Here is a 24,439-nt window from a genome sequence, read left to right as displayed (position 1 = left end):
TGCGTTTTTCAGGAACCGAACGTTAAGGAGATAGCGATGAGCAACCTGTTTAGCTTTGCCGCAGTGTCTTCCCTCCCTGTCGCGCAGGCCCACTGGCCTGAGAGACTGACGCCTTATCTGGACGGTGAGATTGAGCAGTTTCTTTTCAACTCGCCGCAAAGGTTGTCATGGTTGGTTGAGCAGTATGGGTCGCCGCTGAATATTGTCTGGCCGCACACCGTGGCCAACAATATCGCGGCATTGCGGACAGTGTTGCAGCGTCACGACGTGGACTGCCGCCTGTACTACGGCGCGAAGGTGAACAAGTCGCCGGGTTTGGTTCAGGCGGCGGTTAACGCGGGCGTCGGCGTGGATGTTTCCAGCTTACAGGAGCTGAAAGATGCGCTGCGGGCAGGCTGTGACGGCGCGCGGCTGTGCGCCACTGGCCCGGCCAAAACGCGCGAGTTCCTGACGGCGCTGGTTCATCATCGCGCCCTTATCGTGCTGGATTCGCCGGAAGAGTTTGACGAGGTGCTCGCGCTGGCGGATTTGCTGCGCGTGACGGATCCCGTGCGGGTTCTGCTGCGCTATCGCCCGTCGTTCGCTCAGACCAGCCGGTTTGGCATGCTGACCGATGAGGTCGCTATCTGTCTGGAGGCGTTGAGCACCAGACAGGATGCGCTTCATCTGGAAGGCTTCCATTTCCATCTCGGCGGCTATGAGCCCGATACTCGCGTGGCGGCATTCGCTGAGGTACTGCCGTTGTTGGAACGGGCGCGGTCAAAGGGATTACAGCCCGCGATTATGGATATCGGCGGGGGATTGCCGATTCAATATCTTCCAGCTTCACGCTATCAGGATTATTTAGCGCAGCAGAATGGGGCGAATTACCGCCACGGTCAGGTGCCGACCTCGTTTTACCCATATGGCGGCGAGCGTTCGGCAGTCGACTATCTTGAGGCATTCCTTTCCGCCTCAATCGGACAGGATCGCGTGTTGGATGTGCTCAAGCAGCACGGCCTGATTCTGGCGATAGAGCCGGGACGCAGCCTCGCTGACCAAAGTGCGATTACGGTGTTTCGTGTCACGCGCACGCGCCGCCAGCCGGATGGCAATCACGTCGTGTTTGTGGAAGGTAGCAGTTTTAGCGCATGCGAAACCTGGTTTAACTCTGAGTTTTTGATTGATCCTCTGCATGTTTTTTCCGTCAAAAAAGACACGCCTCTGGTGCCGGGCAAAGCCTGGATCGCCGGACACAGCTGTTTGGACGACGATGTCATTACGAACCGATTGATTCATTTTCGAACCGTGCCGCAGCCTGGCGACTTACTGATTTACGCGAATACGGCGGGATACCAGATGGACCTGCTGGAAAACGCGTTTCATCGGCATCCGCTGCCTGCGCGCCTGTGTGCGTTTAAAGGTAAGAAAGGTGAGCTGATTTTTTCCAGTGATAACTGAATGGAGCAGAACCATGATCCTGAATAAAGTAACTGATTTGATTGGTAATACGCCCGTTATACAAATTCCGGTTCCCTATGGGGATACGCGTTTATTTTTAAAAGTAGAGAAGAACAATCCCGGCGGCAGCATGAAAGATCGCATGGCGCGAAACATGATTGTCGCCGGACTGAAGTCAGGCAAAATCCGCCCCGGCGGCACCATTGTCGAGTCGTCATCGGGGAATACCGGTATCGGGCTGGCGCTGGCGTCGATTGAATACGGCCTGCGCTTTGTCGCCGTGGTCGATCATCACGCGGCACAGGACAAAATTGCCATCATGCGCGCACTCGGCGCGGAAATTCGCTACGTCTCCGGCGACTACGGCGAAGATGAAGTCGCGGTGGTGGAGCGCCAGCGCATGGCGGCACAGCTGGCGCAGGAAATACCCGGCGCGGTGTTTATGAACCAGTCGGACAACGCGGCGAATGCGGGCGGCTATGCCGATTTTGTCCGCGAGCTGTTCAGCCAGATTGGCAAGATTGACGCGTTTGTCGGCTGCGTGGGCACCGGCGGATCGATGACTGGCATTTCGCACGGCCTGAAAGTCCATAACCCGGATATCACGACCATTGCCGTTGAACCGGTGGGCTCTATCGTCTTCGGCCACCCCGGCAAGCCTTACTATCAATCCGGCACTGGGACACCCGCGGGGGATACCGTAGGACTGGTGCTGGATTACAGCTGCATCGACTGCGGCGAGCAGGTTTCGGATACGCAGGCATTTGAAACGGCACGCTATATCGCACGGCACTACGGTCTGCTGGTCGGCGGCTCGACGGGCGGGGTGATCTATAAAGCGCTGGAGCTGATCTATCAGGATCGCATCGGCGGCAACGTCGTGCTGGCCATTGCCGACGGCGGTGAGAAATACCTGCACACGGTGTTTAACGAAGAGTGGCTGGCGGCGCGTAACCTGATTGATAGCGGCGTGTGGCACGATCTGGATCGCTGGCTGGGCAACGCGATCTCTCTGGAGCAGGCAAGCTAAGGAGTCAAGGATGATCGAAACGCTAAGCGGGCAGCCGCTTAACGTGGTGATTTGCGGGGCCGGCAAGACCGGCCATCTCACCACGGTGCTGTTTAAACAACTGCCGGACGTCAAGGTGACACTGCTGGGCAGCCATCCTCGTCTGCCGGAAGCCTATCAGCAGCACGGTAAACGGCTACACGCGCTGCTGCCGAATGGCGAGACGCTGACGGCCACGCCGGACTGTGTCACCTGCGACCCGGCGGAAGCCTGCCGCGATGCGGATGTCGTTATCATCACCGTTCCCGCCAACTTCCGCGCCGACCTTCTGGCGCGGATCGTTCCCCATCTGCCTGCCAACAAGCCAGTGTACGTTGGGGCGATCCCCGGTTTTTGCGGCTTTGACTGGCTGGCCGAACGTGAGCTGGCCGCGCGTCCAAACGCGGTGATTTGGGGAATGAAGGACGTCGCGCACATTGCGTTTGATTTGCTGCCGGGTCAGTCGATCAAAATGGGCGGCGAAAAGGCCACGCTGTATGTCGCCACACACCGGCGCGAAACCGCTGCGAGCCAGCAGGCGCTGATGGTGCTGCTGCAACGGCTCTATTCTGCGCCCGTGGTGCTATTGCCGGATTATCTGGAAATCACGCTGACGCCGGGTAACCCGATTATGCACAGTGCGGTGATTTATGGCCTGATCGGCCCCTACGGGCAGTGGCACGCCCGACCGCTCTCGCAGCCGCTATGCTGGTGGAATGATTGCCCGGAACTCGGCGCCTATTATTTGGAACGCATGGATGAAGAGAACCAGCAACTGTGCGCCGCGCTGGAGACGCGGCTTGGCGTGCGGCTGGATTCCGTGCTGCCGCTCAAGCAGGAGATTATCGATGCCTATGGCAATCAGATTGCTGATGCGCACACGATGCTCTCCGTGCTACGCACCAATCAGGCTTATCACGGCATCGGTCTGCCGTTGCAAAAGTATGGCGCTGGCGGGTATGTGTTTGATACGCAGCATCGGGTGTTTCAGGAGGATATCGCCTACGGCCTGAGCCTGCTGGTGACGATTGCGGAGAATCTGGCCGTTAGCGTGCCGTACATTGAGGAAGTCTACCGGTGGTGCAGCGATTACATGGGAACCTCCACGCAGGATCGTCCCGACTATTTCCCGCCGCACTGGCTGACGGATGAGATGAATTGACGTGATGACCGTAGCGGGAATGAGGCCGGGTGACGCCGTGGAATCAGAAGGAGCTGACGCATGCGATTGAGCGGACAGGTTGCGTTCATCATCCACTTTATGTTTGTCGTACAGTTGGTCGCGATGGGAGCGATGGAGATGAGCGGACCGTTTTGGCCGCTGCATCTGGAAAGTATGTCATCCGGCGCGGAACTGAGTATCGCGGGGATTGCCGTGTACGTCGGGCCGATGCTGGGCATTATGCTGACCAGCGCCTTCTGGGGACGGATGGGCGACCGGCTGGGCAACAAAGCCATGATGATCCGCGCGCTGTTTGGGCTGGCGTTAACCCAGCTCGGGCTGGCGTGGGCAAACGACATCTGGACGATAGTCGCCCTACGTTTTATTCAGGGTGCCTGTGCGGGCTATATTGCGCCCGCGCAGGCGTATGGCGTCGCGGTGGTCAGTCCGCTACAGCGCACACGTCTGTTCGCCTGGCTTCAGGTATCCACCAACGTAGGATCGCTGCTGGGAGCGATTGTCGGCGGGCTGATCCTCGATTACCTGAACTTCTTTTGGATCAACCTGAGTGCGGCGATCCTGTGCGCGCTGTGTGGCATTACCGTGGCGCTGTTCCTGCCGCATGTTGCCCCCGAGGCTCCTGCTGCTCCGCCAGCGGACGCGCAGGCGAAAGCACTTCCCCGCAGGCGGCTCTGGGCGTTGTCGCCGATCCCCGGTTTACTGCTGATTTCCGGCCTGCTGCTGACCAGCCGTATGATCCCGCAAACGCCGTTTTCCCTCTATCTGGACGGCGTCTTTCAGGTGGATAAGTGGGTTATCGGACTGTGCTATGGCTTGCAGGCGACCGGCGTGATTGTTTCCGCGTCGCTGTGGGCGCGCTATTTTGAAAACCTCTCGCTGTCGCAAACGCTGAGCCGCCTGTGTGTGGTCATGCTGGCCTGCGCCATCGTGACATTGACGGCCGCCACGATTCTGAATATTGCGATTTTCATCCCGCTGTATTTCCTGTGGGGCGTGCTGCTGGGGGCGACAACGCCCGTTCTGATGGCGCTGATTTCCCGTGCTGCGGGGGCTGGGCAGCAGGGTTACATACTCGGCGTGGCGCAAAGCGTCAGCCAGTTTGCCTCGATTCTGGGCATTTCTTTGGGGGGATTGGTTCTCTATTCCCCCGGACTACGTTCGCTGTTCTTCTGCGTTGGTGCTGCGTATCTGGTGACCTTTCTGGTCTCGCTGATGCTGCTACGACGCCTGCGGATACAGGCGGAAAAACATGACTCTCTCTCGACGAAGGGAAATATTGAAAATGTGTAATCGTTGGACGCGGCAACATTGCCGTCGGTTATTGCTGAGTGCGCTGTTGATGGTCGGCCTGTCGCCGCTGGTGGGGCAGGCTGAGCAAATCGCGCAAACTTCCACTGTCATCAAGGACGTGTTGGGGCGCGAGGTGAGAGTCAACACGCCGGTGCAGCGCGTCATGTTGGGAGAGGGGCGTCAGCTGTATCTGGTCGCGATGCTCGATCGCGAAGATCCGGCGAAAAGGATTGTTGCCTGGAAGCGCGATCTGATTCAGTCCGATCCGGCAACATGGCACCAGTATCGCGATCGTTTTCCTCAACTGACGAAAATCCCAACGTTTGACGGCACGGAAAAGGGCACGTTTGACGTGGAGCAGGCGGTGTCGCTGAGGCCGGACGTCATCATTATGAACATTGAGGCGCAGCGGTCGATTGTCGATGCGGGTTATGACCGGATACTGGACAGCGTCGGCATTCCGATTGTGTATGTCGATTTTCGCTATCACCCGCTGGAAAACACCGCGCCGACCATGCGTCTGTTCGGCAAGCTGTTTAATCAGGAAGCGCGTGCCGAAGCATTTCTCGCATTCCGTGAGGCGCAGCTAAAGCGCGTTTCCGACGTGCTGGCGGCGAAAAAACCGCGTTCACCGCGCGTTTTTATTGAGCGACTGGGTGGCTATACCGATGAATGCTGCCTGACGTTCGGCCCAGATAACTTTGGGAAATTCGTGCAACTGGCCGGTGGCGATAACGTCGCGGCGAAGAATGCGCCGAGCACTTTTATGCAGATGCACCCTGAACAGGTGATTGTGGAAAATCCGGAAATTGTGGTGATCACCAGCGGCAACTTTGAGGCCTTCGTACCCGGCGGACGCTGGATTGGTCTGGGGCCGGGGCAGGATATGACGGAAGGGCGTAAGCGTCTCGAATGGTTTCTGGGTCGTCCCGCCTACACCAACAGCATCGCCAAGCAGCAGCGTGCGTTTCATGCCATCTGGCATCAGTTTTACAACGGCCCGTATGACTTTATCGCCATTCAGCAACTGGCCGAGTGGTTCCACCCGGACTTATTCCGCGATCTCAACGCGGATGACACCTTCCGCCAGCTTCACCAGCAGTTCCTGCCGGTTGATTACCAGTCGGGCTATTTCGTCAGTCTTGCGCAGTAAGTCACTCACCGTCGGCTCCGGTACTTATGCCGGAGCGACACGAGACCGTTACGTCAGGAGGTAGAGCGTGTTTGAAGTGTGACCTACCAGATTGCTCTTACGCCTTTCCTGCTTCCCTCTGAAAATGTCGATATGTCGAACGTGGAATGCCGGCGGCAACGTCTTCTCTGCTCGTTTTTCTCCCGCTTTTGCTGCCACCGCGCCTTTTTATTGGCGGCGGCGTTACTATAATCTTCGTAAACGACAATTCTCGCTAACCGCAATCGTCATTAATCGCCGATCATTTCATGCCTGAGAGCACAGGAAATGATTGATTACACGAATTTTAATATGCTTTGTAACAATTTTGCCTAGAATGTATACCAGAAACGACTGTCAGTAATTCGTATGTTTCTGAACAATAGCATCGTCGGCGCTATTACGCCTTTGGAGAAAGAGAATGCAAGAAAACTATAAAATTCTGGTTGTAGATGACGACATGCGCTTACGTGCGCTGTTAGAACGTTATCTGACTGAGCAGGGTTTTCAGGTACGTAGCGTAGCCAATGCTGAACAGATGGACCGTTTACTGACCCGTGAATCCTTTCACCTTATGGTGCTGGATCTGATGCTGCCTGGCGAAGATGGGCTGTCCATCTGCCGTCGCTTGCGCAGCCAGAGCAATCCGATGCCGATCATTATGGTGACGGCAAAAGGGGAAGAAGTTGATCGTATCGTCGGGCTGGAAATCGGCGCGGACGATTATATTCCTAAACCTTTCAACCCGCGTGAACTGCTGGCTCGCATCCGTGCGGTGCTGCGTCGTCAGGCGAATGAACTGCCGGGCGCGCCATCGCAGGAAGAAGCCATTATCGCGTTTGGCAAATTCAAGCTGAATCTGGGCACGCGCGAAATGTTCCGTGATGATGAACCGATGCCGTTAACCAGCGGCGAGTTTGCCGTGCTTAAGGCGCTGGTGAGCCACCCGCGTGAACCGCTGTCTCGCGATAAGCTGATGAACCTGGCCCGTGGTCGTGAATACAGCGCGATGGAGCGTTCCATCGACGTACAAATTTCTCGTCTGCGCCGCATGGTGGAAGAGGATCCGGCGCACCCGCGCTATATCCAGACCGTGTGGGGTCTTGGCTACGTGTTTGTCCCGGACGGCAATAAGGCATGATGCAATGGCGCTTTTCTCCGCGCAGCTCATTTGCACGGACGTTGCTACTGATTGTCACGTTATTGTTTGTCAGTTTGGTCACCACCTATCTGGTGGTGCTCAACTTCGCTATTCTGCCGAGTTTGCAGCAGTTCAATAAAGTGCTGGCATACGAAGTAAGAATGCTGATGACGGACAGTCTGCAACTGGAAGATGGCTCCACGCTTGAGGTGCCGCCTGCGTTCCGACGTGAGATTTACCGCGAATTGGGTATATCGCTGTACACCAATGCAGCGGCGGAGGAAAGCGGCCTGCGTTGGGCCCAGCACTACAAGTTTTTGAGTGACCAGATGGCGCAACAGCTGGGCGGCCCGACGGATGTACGGGTTGAAGTCAGTAAAAACACGCCAGTGGTGTGGCTGAAAACCTGGCTGTCACCGGATATCTGGGTGCGCGTTCCCCTCACCGAAATTCATCAGGGCGATTTTTCGCCGCTCTTCCGCTATACGCTGGCGATTATGTTGCTGGTGATTGGCGGTGCGTGGCTATTTATTCGGGTGCAGAACCGACCCTTGGTTGAGCTGGAGCATGCGGCTTTGCAGGTCGGGAAGGGCATTATTCCGCCGCCGCTGCGTGAGTACGGTGCTTCCGAAGTGCGTTCCGTGACGCGCGCCTTTAACCAGATGGCTTCCGGCGTGAAGCTGCTGGCCGATGACCGCACGCTGCTGATGGCGGGCGTCAGCCACGATCTGCGTACGCCGCTGACGCGAATTCGTCTTGCGACCGAAATGATGGGCAAGGAAGATGACTATCTGGCGGAGTCGATCAATAAGGACATTGAAGAGTGTAATGCGATTATTGAGCAGTTCCTTGACTACCTGCGTACCGGTCAGGAAATGCAGACGGAAGTGGCCGACCTGAACGCGATTATGGGCGAAGTGGTGGCATCGGAAAGCGGTTATGAACGCCAGATCGACAGCGATTTTGCTACTGGCGAACTGCTGGTGCGCATTAGCTCCCTTTCGATCAAACGTGCGGCGCTGAATTTGGTTGTGAATGCGGCGCGTTACGGGAACGGTTGGATAAAAGTCAGTACCGGGCGTGAGCTACAGCGCGTCTGGTTTCAGGTAGAAGATGACGGAGAAGGCATCGCGCCCGATCAGTTACAGCACCTGTTCCAGCCGTTTGTGCGTGGCGATAGTGCGCGAACCACGAGTGGTACAGGGCTGGGACTGGCGATTGTGCAGCGTATTATCGATGCGCACAATGGTGTGCTGGATGTCGGCAGCAGCGAACGCGGTGGGCTCTGCGTCCGCGCGTATCTGCCGCTGCTCTCGGACATCGCGGTAGCGGATGCGGGCATCGCGAAAGAGTCATAAGTATTTTGGGCAGTACTGGCATGAATAAGAAAGGCGCGGATTCCGCGCCTTTTTCGTGATGGATTCTCTTCAGCGTTTACCGCTTTGGTCCTGCTTTCACCAGTGCTGCGCCTGCCGGAGCATCGGTGTATTTATCGAAATTGGTGATAAAGCGCTGTGCCAAATCGTCTGCTTTTTCCTGCCATTGTTCGACGCTCGCATAGGTATCACGCGGGTCGAGAATGTCAGGATTGACGCCGGGCAGCGAGGTCGGAATCGCCAAATCGAAGACAGGCAGCGTCTGCATTTCTGCATCATCAATACTGCCGTTCAGAATGGCGTCAATAATCCCGCGCGTATCCTTAATGGAGATACGTTTGCCGCTGCCGTTCCAGCCGGTGTTCACCAGATAGGCCTGTGCGCCAGCCGCCTTCATGCGTTTCACCAGCACTTCAGCGTACTGCGTCGGGTGCAGCATCAGGAATGCCGCGCCGAAGCAAGCGGAGAAGGTCGGCGTCGGTTCCGTCACGCCGCGCTCGGTTCCCGCCAGTTTGGCGGTAAAGCCGGACAGGAAGTGATACTGGGTCTGATCGGACGTCAGGCGAGAAACCGGTGGCAACACGCCGAACGCGTCCGCCGTCAGGAAGATCACTTTCGTTGCATGGCCCGCTTTAGAGACTGGCTTAACGATATTCTGAATGTGGTAGATCGGATAAGAGACGCGGGTGTTCTCAGTTTTGGAACCGTCGTTGAAGTCCACGGTGCCGTCTGCCAGCACGGTGACATTCTCCAGCAGCGCATCGCGTTTGATAGCACCGTAGATATCCGGTTCTGCTTCCTTAGACAGCTTGATGGTTTTGGCATAGCAGCCGCCTTCAAAGTTGAAGACGCCGTCGTCGTCCCAGCCGTGCTCGTCATCGCCAATTAGCTGGCGTTTCGGATCGGTGGACAGCGTGGTTTTTCCCGTGCCGGACAGGCCAAAGAAGACCGCCACATCACCTTTTTCGCCGACGTTTGCCGAGCAGTGCATGGACGCGATGCCTTTCAGCGGCAGCAGGTAGTTCATGATGGAGAACATGCCTTTCTTCATCTCGCCGCCGTACCAGGTGCCGCCAATCAGTTGGATGCGCTCCGTCAGGTTGAACGCGACAAAGTTCTCGGAGTTCAGCCCCTGTTCCTGCCAGTTTGGATTGGTACATTTTGCGCCGTTCATCACGATGAAATCTGGCTCAAAGCCTTCCAGTTCTTCATCGCTCGGGCGGATAAACATGTTTTTGACGAAATGCGCCTGCCAGGCCACTTCCGTCACGAAACGCACGCTGAGACGGCTGTCTGGGTTAGCACCGCAGAAGGCATCGATGATGAACAACCGCTTGCCGGACAGCTGTGTGGTAACGAGCTGCTTCAGGTGCGTCCAGGTTTCCTGACTCAAGGGTTGGTTATCGTTCTTACCTTTACCTTGATCGGACCACCACACGGTGTCGCGGGTCACGTCATCGCGCACGATGTATTTATCTTTCGGGGAACGGCCAGTAAAGATGCCGGTATCGACGGCTACCGCACCCAGTTGGGTTTCGATGCCGCGTTCATAGCCTTGTAGGGTAGGGGAGCGTTCTTCTTCAAAAAGCAGTTCATAGCTGGGATTGTAGACAATATCGCGGACATCATGGATTCCATAAGCCGTCAGGGCTTGCGGGGTAATACCGTTGATCTGCATGTTGCTACTCCTCAAGTTATAGTCGTACTACTAAACATTGTAGGGAGTGAGCTTATTTTAACCGCGATAGCAATCATAAAATTAAATAAATTCATTAATAACTTTGCTTATTTAGGGTGTGTGAAAAATAATCACGGCGGTTTATAAGTGGGAAAATAAGCAAAAGAAAACGGGTACTGTCGTACCCGTTAGAAAGATTAATGCAACAGATTTCCTGATGAATCGTGCCGTATGGCGCGAATGTCCAGCGAATTAAACAGGTAGTGTGTACCACAATAATCACAGTGCATATCGATTTCACCGTCCTGCTCGATCATCTCATTCACTTCCTGATCGGACAGCGTCATTAATGCATCTGCGCAACGATCGCGCGAACAGTGACAGCGGAATTCGACATCCTGCGGCTCATACACGGTTACCTCTTCCTGATGGTAAAGGCGGTACAGCACCTCGGTGGCAGGCAGGGTAAACAGCTCGTCGGCTTTGACCGTCGTGGTGAGCTGTGCCAGATGATCAAAATCATTACGATCGGCGTCCTGTGCGGGCAATACCTGGAGCAGCATACCAGCGGCTGCCTGTTTCCCGTCGTGTTGACCCGTACGGATAAACAACCGCGTCGGCAACTGTTCGGACTGCTGGAAATAGCTCTCCAGACATTCGGCAACGGTTTCACCTTCTAAGCCGACGACGCCCTGATAACGCTCGCCGTCAGTCGGTGTAATGGTAATGACCAGATAGCCATTACCAACCATCTCTTTCAGCGAACTCCCCGGTGCGATATCCCCTTGCAGACGGGCAACGCCGCGCATCTGCTGCTGGTGATTACCGTTAATCACCGCCAGTTTCAGTGGGCCATCTCCCTGAAGCTGAACGGTGATATCGCCGCTGAATTTCAGCGTGGCCGTCAACAGGCTGGTGGCAACCAGCATTTCACCCAGCAGCGTTTGTACCGCCGCTGGGTAGTCGTGGTTGGTCAAAATACGTTGATACGTTTCGTTAACTGTCACCAACTCGCCACGAACGGCATAATTTTCAAACAGATAACGATGTAGTTGGTCGTGAGCCATAATATTTTCTCGTCGTTGTGCAGAGATGAGTTGTGTTGCGATGAGTGGTGCGGCAATCGCTGAGCCTTCTCTCTATTGTCAGCAGTTTGATGACCAACAAATGAAGGGCGGAGCGTTATTCCTGATCGCTGTATTTAAATTTAATCAGATCGCGTCGCTCTTTTTTGTCAGGGCGGCGATCGGGGTGTGGCATCGTCAGCGCATTCATTTTCCGCGCCTGCGACAGCTTTTCTCGTTTCTCAATGCTTGCGGCCGTTTCCTGATACAGCGCCTGCGCCTCTGTTGCGCTTCTGCGCTGGCCGCTGACGGCCAAAATTATAACGGTGCGTTCATCATTGCCCTGACGCAGTTTGATCTCGGCATTCAGTTCGACCTGTTTGCTCGGTTTGCCGCGTTGCCCGTTATAGTGCACTTTGCCGCCGTCGATCATCTCGCGAGCCATCGCCCGGGTTTTATAGAAACGGGCGGCCCAAAGCCATTTGTCCAGACGAACGGCATCGTCGGCCTGCTCGGTAGCTTTCACCATAAATCCCCCTGATTACCCTGCGTTAATGGAGTGACGCAGAGCCGGTAGCAGCGCAAGGTAGTCGTTCATTGACGGATGTTGCAGGAATGCCTTTTCCTGCTGGCTGGAATCGGGATTACGCACGCCCAGACAGTAATGGATACCGAATGTTTTCGCGGCATCCAGAATCGGTTCGCTGTCATCCACAAATAACGTTCTGGCGGGGTTGAAGCCAGTCTGCTGCTGTACGGCCTGCCACAAGCGCTGATTCTCTTTCGGATACCCATAAGTATGGGTGGAAAGTAATAAATCAAGGTGCTGATCCAGCCCGGTGTGTTCGATTTTTACCGCCAGACTGTGTGGATGGGCGTTGGTCAGCAGAATCGTCTCTTTACCGCATTCGCGCAGCGCCGCTAAAAACGGCGTTGTGTCATCGCGCAATCGGGCTCGCGTACCGATATCCGTCGTCATTTGATAGATATCCAGATCGAGACGTTCTGACCAGTAATCGAAACAGTACCAGTTGAGCGTGTGCTGAACGGCCTGGTACTCCTGTTCGATAAGCTGCTGCGCCTGTTCAAGGCTGATGCGACGTTTTTCACTGAGCGACTGCGGCACCAGTTGAAGCCAGAAATAGCTGTCAAACGCCAGATCGAGCAGCGTGCCATCCATATCCAGTATCACGGTGTCAATGTCGTGCCAGTTAACGTGGGGATTCATAACGACTCCAGATGTCGCGCCGTGCTATAGGGATGATGCAGCAGAAGGCGCGCAATGCAATTGTGACAGTAGTGACGGGAAACTGATGCCGCTAGGTTAGCATAACCGCAGAGCGGGCACGATGCCGTTAGCGGGGGAGCTGTGGGCGATTGTCCGGGAACAAATTCGTCATCATATTGAACCGTGAGGCGTAATAGCGCTGAATATCGGTCACTCGCTTCTGGCTTTTACGCATCTTAATCCCGGTCAAAACCGCATTAACGATAAACGTTGCGGAAAAGAGCAGCAGCAGCAGACAACTGCCGAGATAGCGCCAGACGGTAATGACGTCAGGCTCGCTGTGCAGGCTGATGTGCTGGGTTCCGTTGGCATCCTTATTGAGCTGCGTGATAACGCCCGTGGCATTAAACGGCGTATGCAATAGCATCGCGGAAAGCCGTTGGAGTTCCTGCCACTGATCTGATGGACGATATTCATTCAGCGGCATCGGAGGAAGCGGGTGGTTAACGAACTGTCGGCCTTCGTCGCTGCGAATCAGGAATCCACCGGGCGGCGGGCTGTTCAGCGAATCTGCCGCGTTATTGATTTCCTGATAGAAGAATTGATCGGTAGAACTGTTGACCAAGGATTCCAGCGTTTCTGCGCTGACGGCAGGCAGCACCACATTCATGCCTTTCAGCGTGCCGGAATTGGCGTCTTTTACCAGCGTATTCCAGTTCTTGACGTCGCTTAGATTCACCAGCGCATTTTTCAGACGGGAGCAATCGTTTTCCTGCCGACACAAATCTTGTGTTCTCAGGACAACTTCAGCGAAGTTTTTCATCAGAATCAGCCCTGATTTCTGGATCGTCGACGCTAACTGAGAGTTAACTTGACCTTCTTTGTCTGCTTGCGGATGAAGTTGGCTGTTGACGGATTTCAGCAGGGCAGAGGCTTTTTCAATCGTCTCGGATTCCGGTAATGGCAGCGGCGCGGCTTTATTCCAGTAAATGGCGGAACAGTCAAAAGGGCTGAACGCATACGACGACGGTGCGGAGACGGGATGAATGCCTGCGGGCACGTAGCACATACCGTTGCCACGGACAGCCAGCGAATCGCCAATACGGAGCTGAGCGGTTTCCAGATCGCTGACCTGCGTGACCTGAATGCGCTGCGCGCCCTGAAGCCAGGCCAGACTGAGTTTTAGCGGCAGTTCAAGCGGCACGTTAGTGACGAGCAAAATCAGGCTGAGTAGTGAACCCGCGGCCAGCAGTAGATTCCTTCCCCAGCGCTGTAGCGGGAAATATTTCACTTCATCATGCAGCGACAGGTGCTCTCCCTGACGGATCACCTGTCGGTTGAGATAGATATCGACATCCGTTTTTCGCCCGAGATCCTGCGTGATATAGGGCTGCCAGTGCGGTGGGTAAATCAGATCGATATTACCGAGCGAGATATTGCCAAGCGGCCCCTGATTGGATTCGCCAAACAGCCCCAGCCCTTGCGGCGTACCGTGAAGGCAGTGCACATCCCGCAGTTCCTGAGCGGACGGCGAGCGGAAAAGCTGCCATAGACTCCAGCCTGCTAATAATGATGCAGTCCCGATCAGCCAGGGGAGCAGGGCGATAGGGCTATTCAGGCTGATGAACAAAAGCAGAAAAGACACGCAGAGGACGGCCGTTTCCTTCAAGCCCCTAGAGTGATGCATGGCGTGCTCTTCACGTGTTTCCTTACGGATGGTGACCAGCTCGGCATGCTCACTGCCTTCCTGACGGATGGAGGCGTTCGGGACAGGGACTTCGCTCGGCAGTGGAGCGAGTGGACGATCGTCGAGACACTCGGTTAGCGAGTGTCCATTCAGGGAAATGACCAGCGGGATTGAGCGCGTCTTAATCAGTTCGACGGTGTTATTTTCGGTAATGAACGGTTCCCAACTGGGCGGCAAATGAACTTCTTGCGTATCGATATAGTAGCGCCACTTATTCTGAGCATCAGTGCTCAGACCGTAGCGTGTAATCGTATGGGTGATGGGGTAAACCCGATTACTTTCCAGGGAACGCGGCAGTTTGGGCTGCTCATTGGGGGTATCAAGCGGCGTGGTTTGTTGACTGTTTTCCTGAGCCAGATAACGCTCAATGGCGATCCGTTCATCTTCAGTCAACCGTCGCGGAAGCGATTGCGAAACGGGTAACGGCGGAGCGGATAAGAAGCGGTGACGCATACGGTAGGCAACAAGACCTCCGACAACGATCAGACAGGCAAGCAATATCGCCAATAGGGTAAATATTGTGCTCATGTCATCTCCATTCCAAAACTCGATGCTCCTTGTTCTCGTCGGAGTTTAACAAAATTATACAATCGATGATAACCCGTATGGCATTGTTTTCTTAGATTAATAACGTAATTGTGAATGGAATTAATCGCATAAGGTGATGATAGTAACAAGCAAAAAATGCCGCTTGAATGAGGATATTCCTATTTTTTTTAAGTTATTGACTTTTTCTGGTGGTTTCTCATACAGGATGTATCCTTCATGTTGCCCACACGTAAATTCATCGTCACGATAGTTGCAGCGGAGGCGGCTGTTAACGCACAATGTGAACAGAATCAAAAAAGAATATTTACGATCTCTTCTTATTCAACAGCATGCCATGTTCAGGTTGCGATAAACGCCGTCTTTCATGCACGTTGGGCTAAGGTGCCGTTCTGGTCGTAACTCTCTGGGGGGCATCAATGAGTCATAACCTGAAAAAACCTAAAATCCTCAAGGTAGAAACGGTAGCGCATTCGCGCCTGTTCAATGTGGAATCCGTCGATCTTGAATTTAGCAATGGGGTACGGCGGGTTTATGAACGGATGCGCCCAAGCGGCCGACAAGCGGTGATGATTGTCCCGATCATTGATGATGAATTGCTGTTGATCCGCGAATACGCCGTCGGCATTGAGGAATACGAACTGGGGTTTCCCAAAGGGCTGATCGATCCCGGCGAAACGGTCTTTGAAGCCGCTAACCGCGAGCTGATGGAAGAAGTCGGTTTTGGGGCGGAAAAGCTGGAATTGCTGGCGACGTTAACGATGGCGCCCTCCTATTTTTCCAGCCAAATGAATATCGTGGTGGCGCGTGGGTTGTATCCGCAGAGTCTGGAAGGCGATGAGCCGGAGCCGATGCCGCAAGTCCGCTGGCCGATAGATAACATGATGTCGCTGCTGCAAGAGCCTGATTTCCGCGAAGCGCGTAATGTCAGCGCGCTGTTTCTGGCCCACGACTGGCTGCGTCGTACACCCCGCTAATTTTTAATAAACCAACCTGTTTTTCATAAGCCAACATAGCAAAAAAAGAAGGCGCAGTTTCCTGCGCCTTCTTTGCCTTGTCTGATGCTATCGAACGCTGGCTAGAATAATTCTTCGCTTTGTCCGTTATCCATCAGCGTGGTTCCGACTTCATGCACTTCGTATTCTTTCGGCTGCGTTCCGTCAATGAAGTATTCGGAACGGCTGTTCCCACCACCGTTGGATAGCTTGCCGCTGCTGCGGTCAATCACCACACTGACGATGCCTGCTGGCGGCGTCAGCGGTTGTTCCGGTACGCCATCCAGCGCGGCTTTCATGAAATCATCCCACGCAGGCTGTGCTGATTTCGCACCGCCTTCATAACCAGAGATCTGATCTTTGATAGCACCCGATGCGCTGCTGGCACCCAGATCGCGACGGTGATCGTCGAAGCCGATCCAGACTGAAGTCACCAGATTCGGGCCATAGCCGGAGAACCAAGCGTCTTTGGAACTGTTCGTTGTACCGGTTTTACCGCCGATATCACGACGTTTCAAATCACGACCCGCGCGCCAGCCTGTTCCCATCCAGCCCGGCTCGCCAAAGACGTTGCTGTTTAGCGCGTCTTTAATCAGGAACGCCAACGGCGTGTTGATCACATGCGGTGCGTAAGGCTGAGCGGTGTTTTGCTGTGCGGCCTCTGGCGTAACAGGTTCCAGTTCTGGCTGCGGCAGGCCTACCGGCGGTGCTTCGTTTGATGTGGCAACGTCTTCAACGTTAGTGGTCGCTAACACTGGAGAACGTGGCGTTTCACCGTAGACCAGCGGGAGATTGCAGGTATCGCAGACCACTTTTGGCGTCGCGGTAAACACCGTACCACCCGCCTCGCTCTCTATCTTGCTAATCAGATAAGGATCGACCAGATAGCCGCCGTTTGCCATGACGGCATAGCCACGTACGACCTGTAGCGGCGTAAACGAGGCGGCACCCAGCGCCAGCGATTCGGTATGGACGATATTCTGCGCCGGGAAACCGAAGCGTTGCAGGTAATCCGCCGCATAGTCCACGCCCATCGCACGCATGGCACGCACCATTACCACGTTTTTGGATTGACCCAGCCCCTGACGCAAACGGATCGGACCATCGTAGGTTGCCGGTGAGTTTTTCGGCCGCCAGTCAGATCCTGCACCAGCATCCCAACGGGTGATCGGTACGTCGTTCAGAATCGTTGCCAGCGTTAAACCTTTGTCCATCGCAGCGGTATACAGGAACGGTTTGATGTTGGAACCAATCTGACGCAGTGCCTGCGTCGCACGGTTGAATTTGCTTTGGTTAAAGTCAAAACCGCCAACCAGCGCTTCTATCGCCCCGTTTTTCGGGTTAAGCGAGACGATGGCAGAGTTGACGTCCGGCACCTGTGCCAGCCACCAGTCATCGTTCACTTTACGCACCCAGATCTGCTGGCCTGCCTGTACCACGTCCGTGACGCGCTTCGGTGTTGGCCCTTGCTGCGTATCGGAACGGTATGCACGTGCCCAGCGCATGCCCGCCATTGGTAGAGCAATGTTGCTGCCGTCAGACATGAGCGCAATCGCGTTGTCAGCCGTGGTGCTGGTAACGATGGCCGGAGACAGCGGGCCGTAGACCGGCAACGCTTTCAGAGCGGCAATCATCTTCGCCTGATCCCAGACGCCTTCGCCGACTTTCCACAGCACTTTGCTCGGGCCGCGGTAACCGTGGCGCATGTCATAGGCGAGGATGTTATTACGCAGCGCATCCTGTGCGGCGGTTTGCAATTTTTTGGTCACCGTCGTGTAGACCTTATAACCGTCGTTATAAGCATCTTCGCCGTAGCGTTTGAACATCTCCTGTCGCGCCATTTCTGCGACATACGGGGCGGAGAACGAAATATCCGGTGCGTGGTAATTCGCGACCAGCTTTTCGTTACGCGCGGCATCGTATTGCGACTGCGTGATGTAGTTTTCATCCTTCATACGTGCAAGGACGACGTTGCGACGGGCAACGGCACGGTCGTAGGAATAGAGCGGGTTGAACGTCGATGGTGCCTTCGGCAGACCGGCGATCATCGCCATTTCGCTCAGCGTCAACTGGTCAACAGGGCGGCCAAAGTAAACCTGTGCCGCCGCGCCAACGCCATAAGCGCGATAGCCGAGGTAAATCTTGTTCATATAGAGCTCAAGGATTTCATCCTTGGTCAGCAACTGCTCAATACGGATAGCCAAAAACACTTCCTTGATCTTACGAATCAGGGTGCGTTCCGGGCTCAGGAAGAAGTTCCTGGCGAGCTGTTGCGTAATGGTACTCGCCCCTTGAGAGGCGTGACCCGATGTGAGCGCGATAGACGCGGCGCGGATGATCCCGACGGGATCGACACCGTGGTGATCATAGAAGCGGCTGTCTTCGGTCGCGATAAAAGCGTGTACCAACTCAGGGGGAACCTGGTCCAGCTTGACCGGGATACGGCGCTTTTCACCAAACTGAGCGATCAGTTCGCCATCGGCGCTGTAGACCTGCATCGGCGTTTGCAGCCGAACATCTTTCAGTGCGGCGACATCGGGCAGTTGGGGTTCGATATAACGGTACAAACCGTATATCGAGGCAGCTCCCAGCAGAATGCAAGAGACTGCAAGGATGAATAGATACTTTACGAACTTCACCTGGGATTTTCCATTCAGTAGCGTTTGGACAGTTTATAAACAATCGGGCGCTAGTATAAAGGTAAGCCAGCACTGTGGATACGTTCTTTTAAGGGATAAGGAAATCGGGTTGAACATGGCTTATCACATCTGGCGGGTTGGAGTAGATATACAAAACGGCTTCATGCGTGCGCTGGCGGTTCAGCGCCGCCGCGATGGCTGGCAGCTTCGTCACTGGTGGCAATATCCGCTACCAGACGACACCTTGCGCACGGGTAGTCTACACCATACTGACGCGCTTTGTGAGACCTTGCGAACATGGCGACGTTTACTGCCTGGACACATTTCGCTACGGGTGGGGTTTCCTGCTCAGTTGATTTTACAGCAGCATTTACCGATGCCTGACCAGCGTTTACATGAGCCAGAGCGTAGCCTCTACATCGAAACTATGGCGGCTCGTAAGCTGCCTATCAGCAGCGAATCGCTGGCGATAGACTATCGGGAAGACCCGCAGAGGCAGGGTTCGCTGCTGGTGACAGCCGCGCGCCGACAGGAGGTCGATAAATGGCTGGCATGTCTGAATAGCGCGGGGCTACATCCCGATGTGCTTGAGGTTTCAACCTGTGCGCTTCGGGCGATGGCGCAGCGGGCTGGGCTTGAAGCTAACCGTCTGCTTTTGCATCGGCTGTTGGATGGCTGGCTGTGGGTTGCCCCGTTGAACCACGCTTTTCACTCGGGCGTGATACATCTTGATGAGCTGAATGACGAGGCTGATATCTTATCGGTTGTAAGCACTCGCTATCAGCATGATGTGTATGGCATAGCTTATTACTCTAGCGTATCGCCCGATTTACCCAGCCAGCAGACCGACGTATTACAGCCGTGGTCGCCGTTAACGGTGTTTAACCACATGCAGCCGCCGTTGCCGAGTTTCCCCTCGGCTTTTGCGATTGCGGGTGGGTTGGCATTGCGTCCTGAGGATGCCTGACTATGCTGCTGATTAATCTTTTACCCTGGCGCAAAACCCAGATGCGCCAGCGGGCTCGTCGTTGGTTAGGGCTGCTGTGGCTACAGATGGGGTTGATGCTATGCCTTATCGCCGCGAGCTATCTGTTTTGGCAACACAGACAGCAATGTGCGCAGGATGAACTCAATGCGGTGCTGGCCCAACAGCAGCAACTGACGGCACGGTATCAACAAACGCATCAGGCGCGAGAAGCGCTGCGTCGCTATCTGGAACAGGAACGCGCTGAGGCGATAGTCGAGCATGACAATCGTCGTAATCTCCATCTGTTAGATCAACTTGCTGGCATGATGCCCACACGTCTATGGCTGACGGAAATCGCCGACCGTGGCTCGCATCTGCTGCTGTCCGGCGTGAGTGAAAACTATCACGATATCATTACGCTACAGCACGCGTTATCACGCCATGTTTCCGTTGAGCGTGTACAGCTACTGCATACGTCCCGAGAGCGCAGTGTGAATACCCGGCTGCGCTTTTCCTTTCAGGCCAACTGGCGTGATACGGGTATTTCCTCACCGGGGGAAGACCATGATTAATCAAGCTATCGTGACTCACGTTGTACTGAATCGGCCTGGGCTAGTGAATAAACCGCTCTGGCAGCAGCTAGCGCTTCAATTGGCGTTTGTCGCCGCTGCTGGGCTGCTAGCAGGCTGGTTCCTCATCGGTGAAGTACGGCAGGCGGTGATTGGCATAGAAGAGCAAACCGTTCAGGTGCGTCTGGATGTAGGGGAACTCCAGCAAAAACTCGATGCGATGCCGTTACTGTCGATGCTACGCACGCAATTAGCGGAGAAAACCGCGCAAGACGAGCCCTTTCAGCCCGACAGACTGGCACAGCTTATCGCTGAGCCTCTGTCGCTGGCGGGGGCTTCGCTTCTATCCTGGCAGCCCGCTCCGCCTCACGTGGGAGCACCCCATCAGGAACGTTGGCAACTGGCATTTAGCGCGAATTATACGGGCGTGTTGCAGGTGCTTCATGAGCTGACGGCGCTACCTTATGTGCTGCGAATAACGCAACTGACCATAAAGCCTGACGCTGCTCCAACGGAGCAGTCATCAGAAATACCACGATTACAGGTTGAGCTATCGCTAATCAGGCCAGAGGCGGTGCCATGAGCCACATAACACGTTGTATCGCATTGATGCTGTTCTTCGTACCCCATAGCGTGCAGGCAGAAAAACTCGCAGAACGTATCGACCCTTTTCAGCCTCTGGCTGCGGCGCGTTGTCTGCCTTCAGCGACATTGCCAGCGTGGCAGCTAAAAGGCGTGATTGGCTCTGGTGACCGTTGGACTGGTTGGCTCGCGCAGCCGGAGGTTGGCTGGATCAGGCTGACACGCGGCGAAACGATTCCCCCAGGGAATTGGCTAGTCAGTCAACTGGATAAATCAGGGGCCAAACTTGTCCCGACAGCGCATGAGGCAGGCTGTGACGGCCTGCCAGAGAACCTGCTGCTGGCTTCTCCGTTTATCACTAAGCCAGTGGAATAGGTGAAGTCTGCCTGACGACAGGTATTTTGAACGCAGTCGTTAGACAATTGTTCTTTGAAAACAACGTTGGCAACAGCGTATCTCGATAACAAGGAAGGTTATGAATATGAGGATGTTATGTCGGGTCGTGGCGTGGAGTGGGTTGCTTCTTCTCGCCGCGCCGTTTCAGGCCAGTGCGGAAAGTTCGGTATCGATGGCGTTTGAAGATTCACCGATACCTCGGGTGCTACAGGCGTTAGCCGATCACCAACAGCTCAATGTGGTGATCGCACCGGGTGTGACGGGAAATCTTAGCCTGAGGCTGGCAGATATTCCCTGGCAGCAGGCACTGGATATCGTTCTACGCATGGGGAAGCTTAGCGTCGAGCGTAACGGCAACGTGCTGATGGTTTTCCCTGCCGGGCACCTTGAGTCCTTGCAGAAAGAACGGGACGAACATGCAGCGGAACAGGCGCAGAAATTGCCGCTGCATAATATCTCTGTTGCATTGCAATATGCTGACGCGACGGAAGTGGCGGCCAGCGTTCAGGTTCAGCGTGGAACGTTGCTGTCTACGCGTGGCAGCGTAACCGTGGATAAACGGACGAACACCTTACTGATTCGCGATACGGAAGAAGCTCTGGCACAGCTCGAACCGTGGGTGAAAGAACTTGATCTGCCGTTAGCGCAGGTACAGCTGGCGGCGCATATCGTCACCATCAGCAGCGAGCACTTGCAGGCGCTGGGCGTGAACTGGGGACTGGGAGAAGGGGACGCGGCGAACAAGGCGCTCAGGCTGAATAATTTTAACGTTGGCCTGCCAGTCGATACGCCCGCGATCAATGCCGGATTCCATTTGGCGCGCTTGAATGGTCGCTTGCTGGATCTGGAGTTAATGGCGCTGGAACAGGAAAGCCAGGTCGAAATTATCGCCAGCCCTCGTTTGTTTACCGCTCACCAGCAGACCGCCAGTATTAAACAAGGTACGGAAATTCCGTATCAGGTCTCCAGCGGCGCCAGTGGATCGACGTCTATCGAGTTCAAGGAGGCGGTATTAGGGATGGAAGTCACGCCGGACATTCTGCGAGCCGGACGGATTACGCTGAACCTGAAAATCAGCCAAAACATGCCGGGGCAGACGATTAAGCAGGGCGATAATGGCGAAGCATTAGCGATCGATAAACAGGAAATCCAAACCCAAGTGACAGTCGCTGATGGAGAAACCATCGTTTTAGGCGGCATTTTCCAGCAGCAAAAAAAGAATAGTGACAGACAGGTACCAATATTAGGTGAGGTTCCCGTATTTGGTCATCTGTTCAGAAACCATACTCAGCAGCATACGCGACGAGAATTGGTCATTTTCATTACGCCGACGCTGATACCCGCGTCATCGTGAGTAAACCCAGGCGGGCTCTGATGTCGTACGGTATTTTTTTTTCGGATCGGGTGCAATATTTTGTCACGTTCGGCGCTTATGAGTTTGACGCTGCGGCGGATTTAGCTTACAAGGGTTAGCGAATTGAGCACTGAAGTGTTGTTCCACCGAAAATGTCGATAAAACATACTACATTGACCACCTGTGGTCGGTGTGACATTTTATTCGGTTGCCAAACTACCCTGAGTCTTGAGATAATTTTTTGTCTGATTCTCGCACTATCGCTCATGAGGTTTCAGTTTAGGTCCCGCCGCTGGGTTGATTGGCGGGGCGGGTTATCATTAACGAATTGTCTTAGTAATACCAAAAAACATGGCAGAGAAACGCAATATCTTTCTGGTTGGGCCTATGGGTGCCGGCAAAAGCACTATTGGCCGTCAGTTAGCTCAGCAACTCAATATGGAGTTTTTCGACTCCGATCAAGAAATTGAGCGACGCACTGGGGCTGATGTGGGCTGGGTATTCGATGTGGAAGGCGAAGAAGGCTTCCGCGATCGTGAAGAGAAAGTCATTAATGAATTGACGGAAAAGCAAGGCATCGTACTGGCGACAGGCGGTGGCTCAGTCAAATCACGTGAGACGCGCAATCGTCTTTCCGCGCGCGGCGTTGTCGTTTATTTGGAAACGACAATCGAGAAACAGCTGGCCCGCACGCAGCGTGATAAGAAGCGTCCGTTACTTCAGGTTGAAACCCCTCCACGTGAAGTATTGGAAGCGCTGGCGAAAGAGCGGAACCCGCTTTATGAAGAAATCGCTGACGTTACCATTCGGACTGACGAGCAAAGTGCCAAGGTTGTTGCTAACCAGATTATCAATATGCTGGAAAGTAACTAAGAGCATACCTTATCCGCATTGAGCGGATCCTGAACGGGTTGTTTAACGCGCATGGAAAGAATTACCGTAACACTAGGGGAACGTAGTTACCCCATTACGATAGCCGCTGGATTATTTGATGATTCGGCTTCTTTTATGCCGTTGAAAGCGGGGGAGCAGGCCATGCTGGTGACGAACCAGACGTTGGCTCCTCTGTACCTTGACCGCGTTCGTGGTGTGTTGGAAAACAGTGGCGTGCATGTCGATCAGGTTATCTTACCTGACGGCGAGCAGCACAAATCGTTGACCGTATTGGATCAGGTTTTTACCGCGCTGTTGGCGAAACCGCATGGTCGTGATACGACGATTGTTGCCTTGGGTGGCGGTGTCATCGGCGATTTAGCCGGTTTTGCCGCGGCCAGTTATCAGCGTGGCGTCCGGTTTATTCAGGTGCCGACAACGCTGTTATCGCAAGTAGATTCCTCCGTCGGTGGTAAAACCGCCGTCAACCACCCGTTGGGTAAAAACATGATCGGGGCGTTCTACCAGCCCGTATCGGTCGTGATCGATCTGGACTGCCTGAAATCTTTACCTGCACGGGAATTGTCATCCGGGCTGGCGGAAGTGATCAAGTACGGCATTATTCTGGATCGCGATTTCTTTATTTGGCTCGAAGAAAACATTGAAGCCGTGCGTGCGCTAGAGCATGACGCGCTGGCTTACTGCATTCGTCGCTGCTGTGAGATTAAAGCGGCGGTGGTTGCAGCAGATGAACGTGAAAGTGGTATGCGTGCGCTGCTCAACTTGGGCCATACTTACGGGCATGCCATTGAAGCAGAAATGGGCTACGGTAACTGGCTTCACGGCGAAGCGGTTGCAGCAGGCATGGTGATGGCTGCGCATACGGCACGTCGCCTTGGGCAGTTCTCCGCTGAGGATGTCGAGCGAGTCAAGTCTCTGCTGATTCGCGCTGGCCTGCCGGTGAACGGCCCGACGCAAATGACACCTGAATCCTATCTTCCTCATATGATGCGCGATAAGAAAGTGCTGGCGGGTGAGTTACGCTTGGTGCTGCCAACGGCGATTGGTCAATCAGAAGTTCGTGGCGGCGTCGCGCATGACATGGTGTTGGCTTCGATAGCTGATTGTCTTGCCTGATGCGTAATGCTATCG

The 24,439-nt window shown here is 54.7% G+C and carries 21 protein-coding genes; 15 read left to right on the top strand and 6 right to left on the bottom strand.

The genetic code is table 11. From position 1 onward, the window contains the following. Positions 1-36: 36 nt before the first annotated feature. From QWJ20_RS19795 to envZ, 7 genes are all read left to right on the top strand, one after another. Complete coding sequence (locus QWJ20_RS19795; protein WP_433993299.1) at positions 37-1,440, top strand: Y4yA family PLP-dependent enzyme; 1,404 nt, start codon at positions 37-39, stop codon at positions 1,438-1,440. 13 nt (positions 1,441-1,453) lie between these two features. Next, positions 1,454-2,470 carry a PLP-dependent cysteine synthase family protein gene (locus QWJ20_RS19790; protein ID WP_433993298.1) on the top strand — a complete coding sequence of 339 codons (1,017 nt, stop codon included), beginning with the start codon at positions 1,454-1,456 and terminating at the stop codon, positions 2,468-2,470. Between the two features lie 10 nt (positions 2,471-2,480). Next, positions 2,481-3,650 (top strand): NAD/NADP octopine/nopaline dehydrogenase family protein, encoded by a 1,170-nt coding sequence (locus QWJ20_RS19785; RefSeq protein WP_433993297.1) that lies wholly within the window; start codon positions 2,481-2,483, stop codon positions 3,648-3,650. Positions 3,651-3,710: 60 nt separating this feature from the next. Continuing rightward, complete coding sequence (locus QWJ20_RS19780; protein WP_433993296.1) at positions 3,711-4,961, top strand: MFS transporter; 1,251 nt, start codon at positions 3,711-3,713, stop codon at positions 4,959-4,961. Continuing rightward, positions 4,954-6,114, top strand: a complete 1,161-nt coding sequence (locus QWJ20_RS19775) for an ABC transporter substrate-binding protein (RefSeq protein ID WP_433993295.1) — start codon at positions 4,954-4,956, stop codon at positions 6,112-6,114. The genes QWJ20_RS19780 and QWJ20_RS19775 overlap by 8 nt, the downstream gene beginning before the upstream one ends. Before the next feature lie 439 nt (positions 6,115-6,553). Beyond that, entirely contained in the window at positions 6,554-7,273 is a 720-nt protein-coding gene (ompR, locus tag QWJ20_RS19770) for an osmolarity response regulator transcription factor OmpR (protein ID WP_433993294.1), read from the top strand. Then, a complete protein-coding gene (gene envZ, locus QWJ20_RS19765) occupies positions 7,270-8,631 on the top strand; it encodes a two-component system sensor histidine kinase EnvZ (RefSeq protein WP_249683880.1) in 1,362 nt (453 codons plus the stop codon). Before ompR ends, envZ begins: the two co-directional genes overlap by 4 nt. A 76-nt stretch (positions 8,632-8,707) precedes the next feature. On the opposite strand, the gene pckA is transcribed toward envZ, so the two are convergent. The 5 genes from pckA to QWJ20_RS19740 form a co-directional block, all read right to left on the bottom strand. After that, a complete protein-coding gene (pckA, locus tag QWJ20_RS19760; RefSeq protein ID WP_095700797.1) occupies positions 8,708-10,327 on the bottom strand; it encodes a phosphoenolpyruvate carboxykinase (ATP) in 1,620 nt (539 codons plus the stop codon). Between the two features lie 197 nt (positions 10,328-10,524). After that, on the bottom strand, positions 10,525-11,394 hold the full coding sequence (hslO, locus tag QWJ20_RS19755) for an Hsp33 family molecular chaperone HslO (RefSeq protein WP_039484663.1): 870 nt from the start codon (positions 11,392-11,394) through the stop codon (positions 10,525-10,527). 115 nt (positions 11,395-11,509) lie between these two features. After that, positions 11,510-11,920 (bottom strand): ribosome-associated heat shock protein Hsp15, encoded by a 411-nt coding sequence (hslR, locus tag QWJ20_RS19750; RefSeq protein WP_095993036.1) that lies wholly within the window; start codon positions 11,918-11,920, stop codon positions 11,510-11,512. A 12-nt stretch (positions 11,921-11,932) separates the two neighbouring features. Beyond that, on the bottom strand, positions 11,933-12,619 hold the full coding sequence (gene yrfG / locus QWJ20_RS19745) for a GMP/IMP nucleotidase (protein ID WP_433993293.1): 687 nt from the start codon (positions 12,617-12,619) through the stop codon (positions 11,933-11,935). A gap of 127 nt (positions 12,620-12,746) precedes the next feature. Further along, positions 12,747-14,894 carry an intracellular growth attenuator family protein gene (locus QWJ20_RS19740; protein WP_433993292.1) on the bottom strand — a complete coding sequence of 716 codons (2,148 nt, stop codon included), beginning with the start codon at positions 14,892-14,894 and terminating at the stop codon, positions 12,747-12,749. A 437-nt stretch (positions 14,895-15,331) separates the two neighbouring features. On the opposite strand from QWJ20_RS19740, the gene nudE reads away from it, so the two are divergent. Continuing rightward, positions 15,332-15,889, top strand: a complete 558-nt coding sequence (nudE, locus tag QWJ20_RS19735) for an ADP compounds hydrolase NudE (protein WP_014916864.1) — start codon at positions 15,332-15,334, stop codon at positions 15,887-15,889. A gap of 101 nt (positions 15,890-15,990) precedes the next feature. Here the strand turns inward: nudE and mrcA are convergent, their stop codons facing one another. Continuing rightward, positions 15,991-18,546 (bottom strand): peptidoglycan glycosyltransferase/peptidoglycan DD-transpeptidase MrcA, encoded by a 2,556-nt coding sequence (mrcA, locus tag QWJ20_RS19730; protein ID WP_433993291.1) that lies wholly within the window; start codon positions 18,544-18,546, stop codon positions 15,991-15,993. Positions 18,547-18,661: 115 nt separating this feature from the next. Here mrcA and pilM point away from each other — a divergent pair, with 115 nt between their 5' ends. The 7 genes from pilM to aroB all read left to right on the top strand — a co-directional run bounded on the left by pilM (position 18,662) and on the right by aroB (position 24,424). Then, complete coding sequence (gene pilM / locus QWJ20_RS19725; RefSeq protein ID WP_433993290.1) at positions 18,662-19,513, top strand: type IV pilus biogenesis protein PilM; 852 nt, start codon at positions 18,662-18,664, stop codon at positions 19,511-19,513. Positions 19,514-19,515: 2 nt separating this feature from the next. Further along, on the top strand, positions 19,516-20,085 hold the full coding sequence (locus tag QWJ20_RS19720) for a PilN domain-containing protein (protein WP_433993289.1): 570 nt from the start codon (positions 19,516-19,518) through the stop codon (positions 20,083-20,085). Beyond that, entirely contained in the window at positions 20,078-20,665 is a 588-nt protein-coding gene (locus QWJ20_RS19715; RefSeq protein WP_205555851.1) for a hypothetical protein, read from the top strand. Before QWJ20_RS19720 ends, QWJ20_RS19715 begins: the two co-directional genes overlap by 8 nt. After that, complete coding sequence (locus QWJ20_RS19710; protein WP_433993288.1) at positions 20,662-21,039, top strand: HofP DNA utilization family protein; 378 nt, start codon at positions 20,662-20,664, stop codon at positions 21,037-21,039. Before QWJ20_RS19715 ends, QWJ20_RS19710 begins: the two co-directional genes overlap by 4 nt. 100 nt (positions 21,040-21,139) lie before the next feature. After that, positions 21,140-22,414, top strand: coding sequence for a DNA uptake porin HofQ (gene hofQ, locus QWJ20_RS19705; protein ID WP_433993287.1), 1,275 nt, complete (start codon positions 21,140-21,142; stop codon positions 22,412-22,414). 351 nt (positions 22,415-22,765) lie between these two features. Then, positions 22,766-23,287 (top strand): shikimate kinase AroK, encoded by a 522-nt coding sequence (aroK, locus tag QWJ20_RS19700; protein ID WP_005969451.1) that lies wholly within the window; start codon positions 22,766-22,768, stop codon positions 23,285-23,287. 51 nt (positions 23,288-23,338) lie between these two features. Further along, the gene (gene aroB, locus QWJ20_RS19695; RefSeq protein ID WP_109412358.1) at positions 23,339-24,424 is read left to right on the top strand and encodes a 3-dehydroquinate synthase; all 1,086 of its coding nucleotides are present in this window, start codon (positions 23,339-23,341) and stop codon (positions 24,422-24,424) included. Positions 24,425-24,439: the final 15 nt, after the last annotated feature.

It is taken from the genome of Pectobacterium sp. S5, assembly GCF_051707265.1.
Taxonomy (GTDB): Bacteria; Pseudomonadota; Gammaproteobacteria; order Enterobacterales; family Enterobacteriaceae; genus Pectobacterium; species Pectobacterium polare.
The sequence above is the reverse complement of the archived record's forward strand: the minus strand, read 5'-3'. Positions and strand labels throughout refer to the sequence as shown.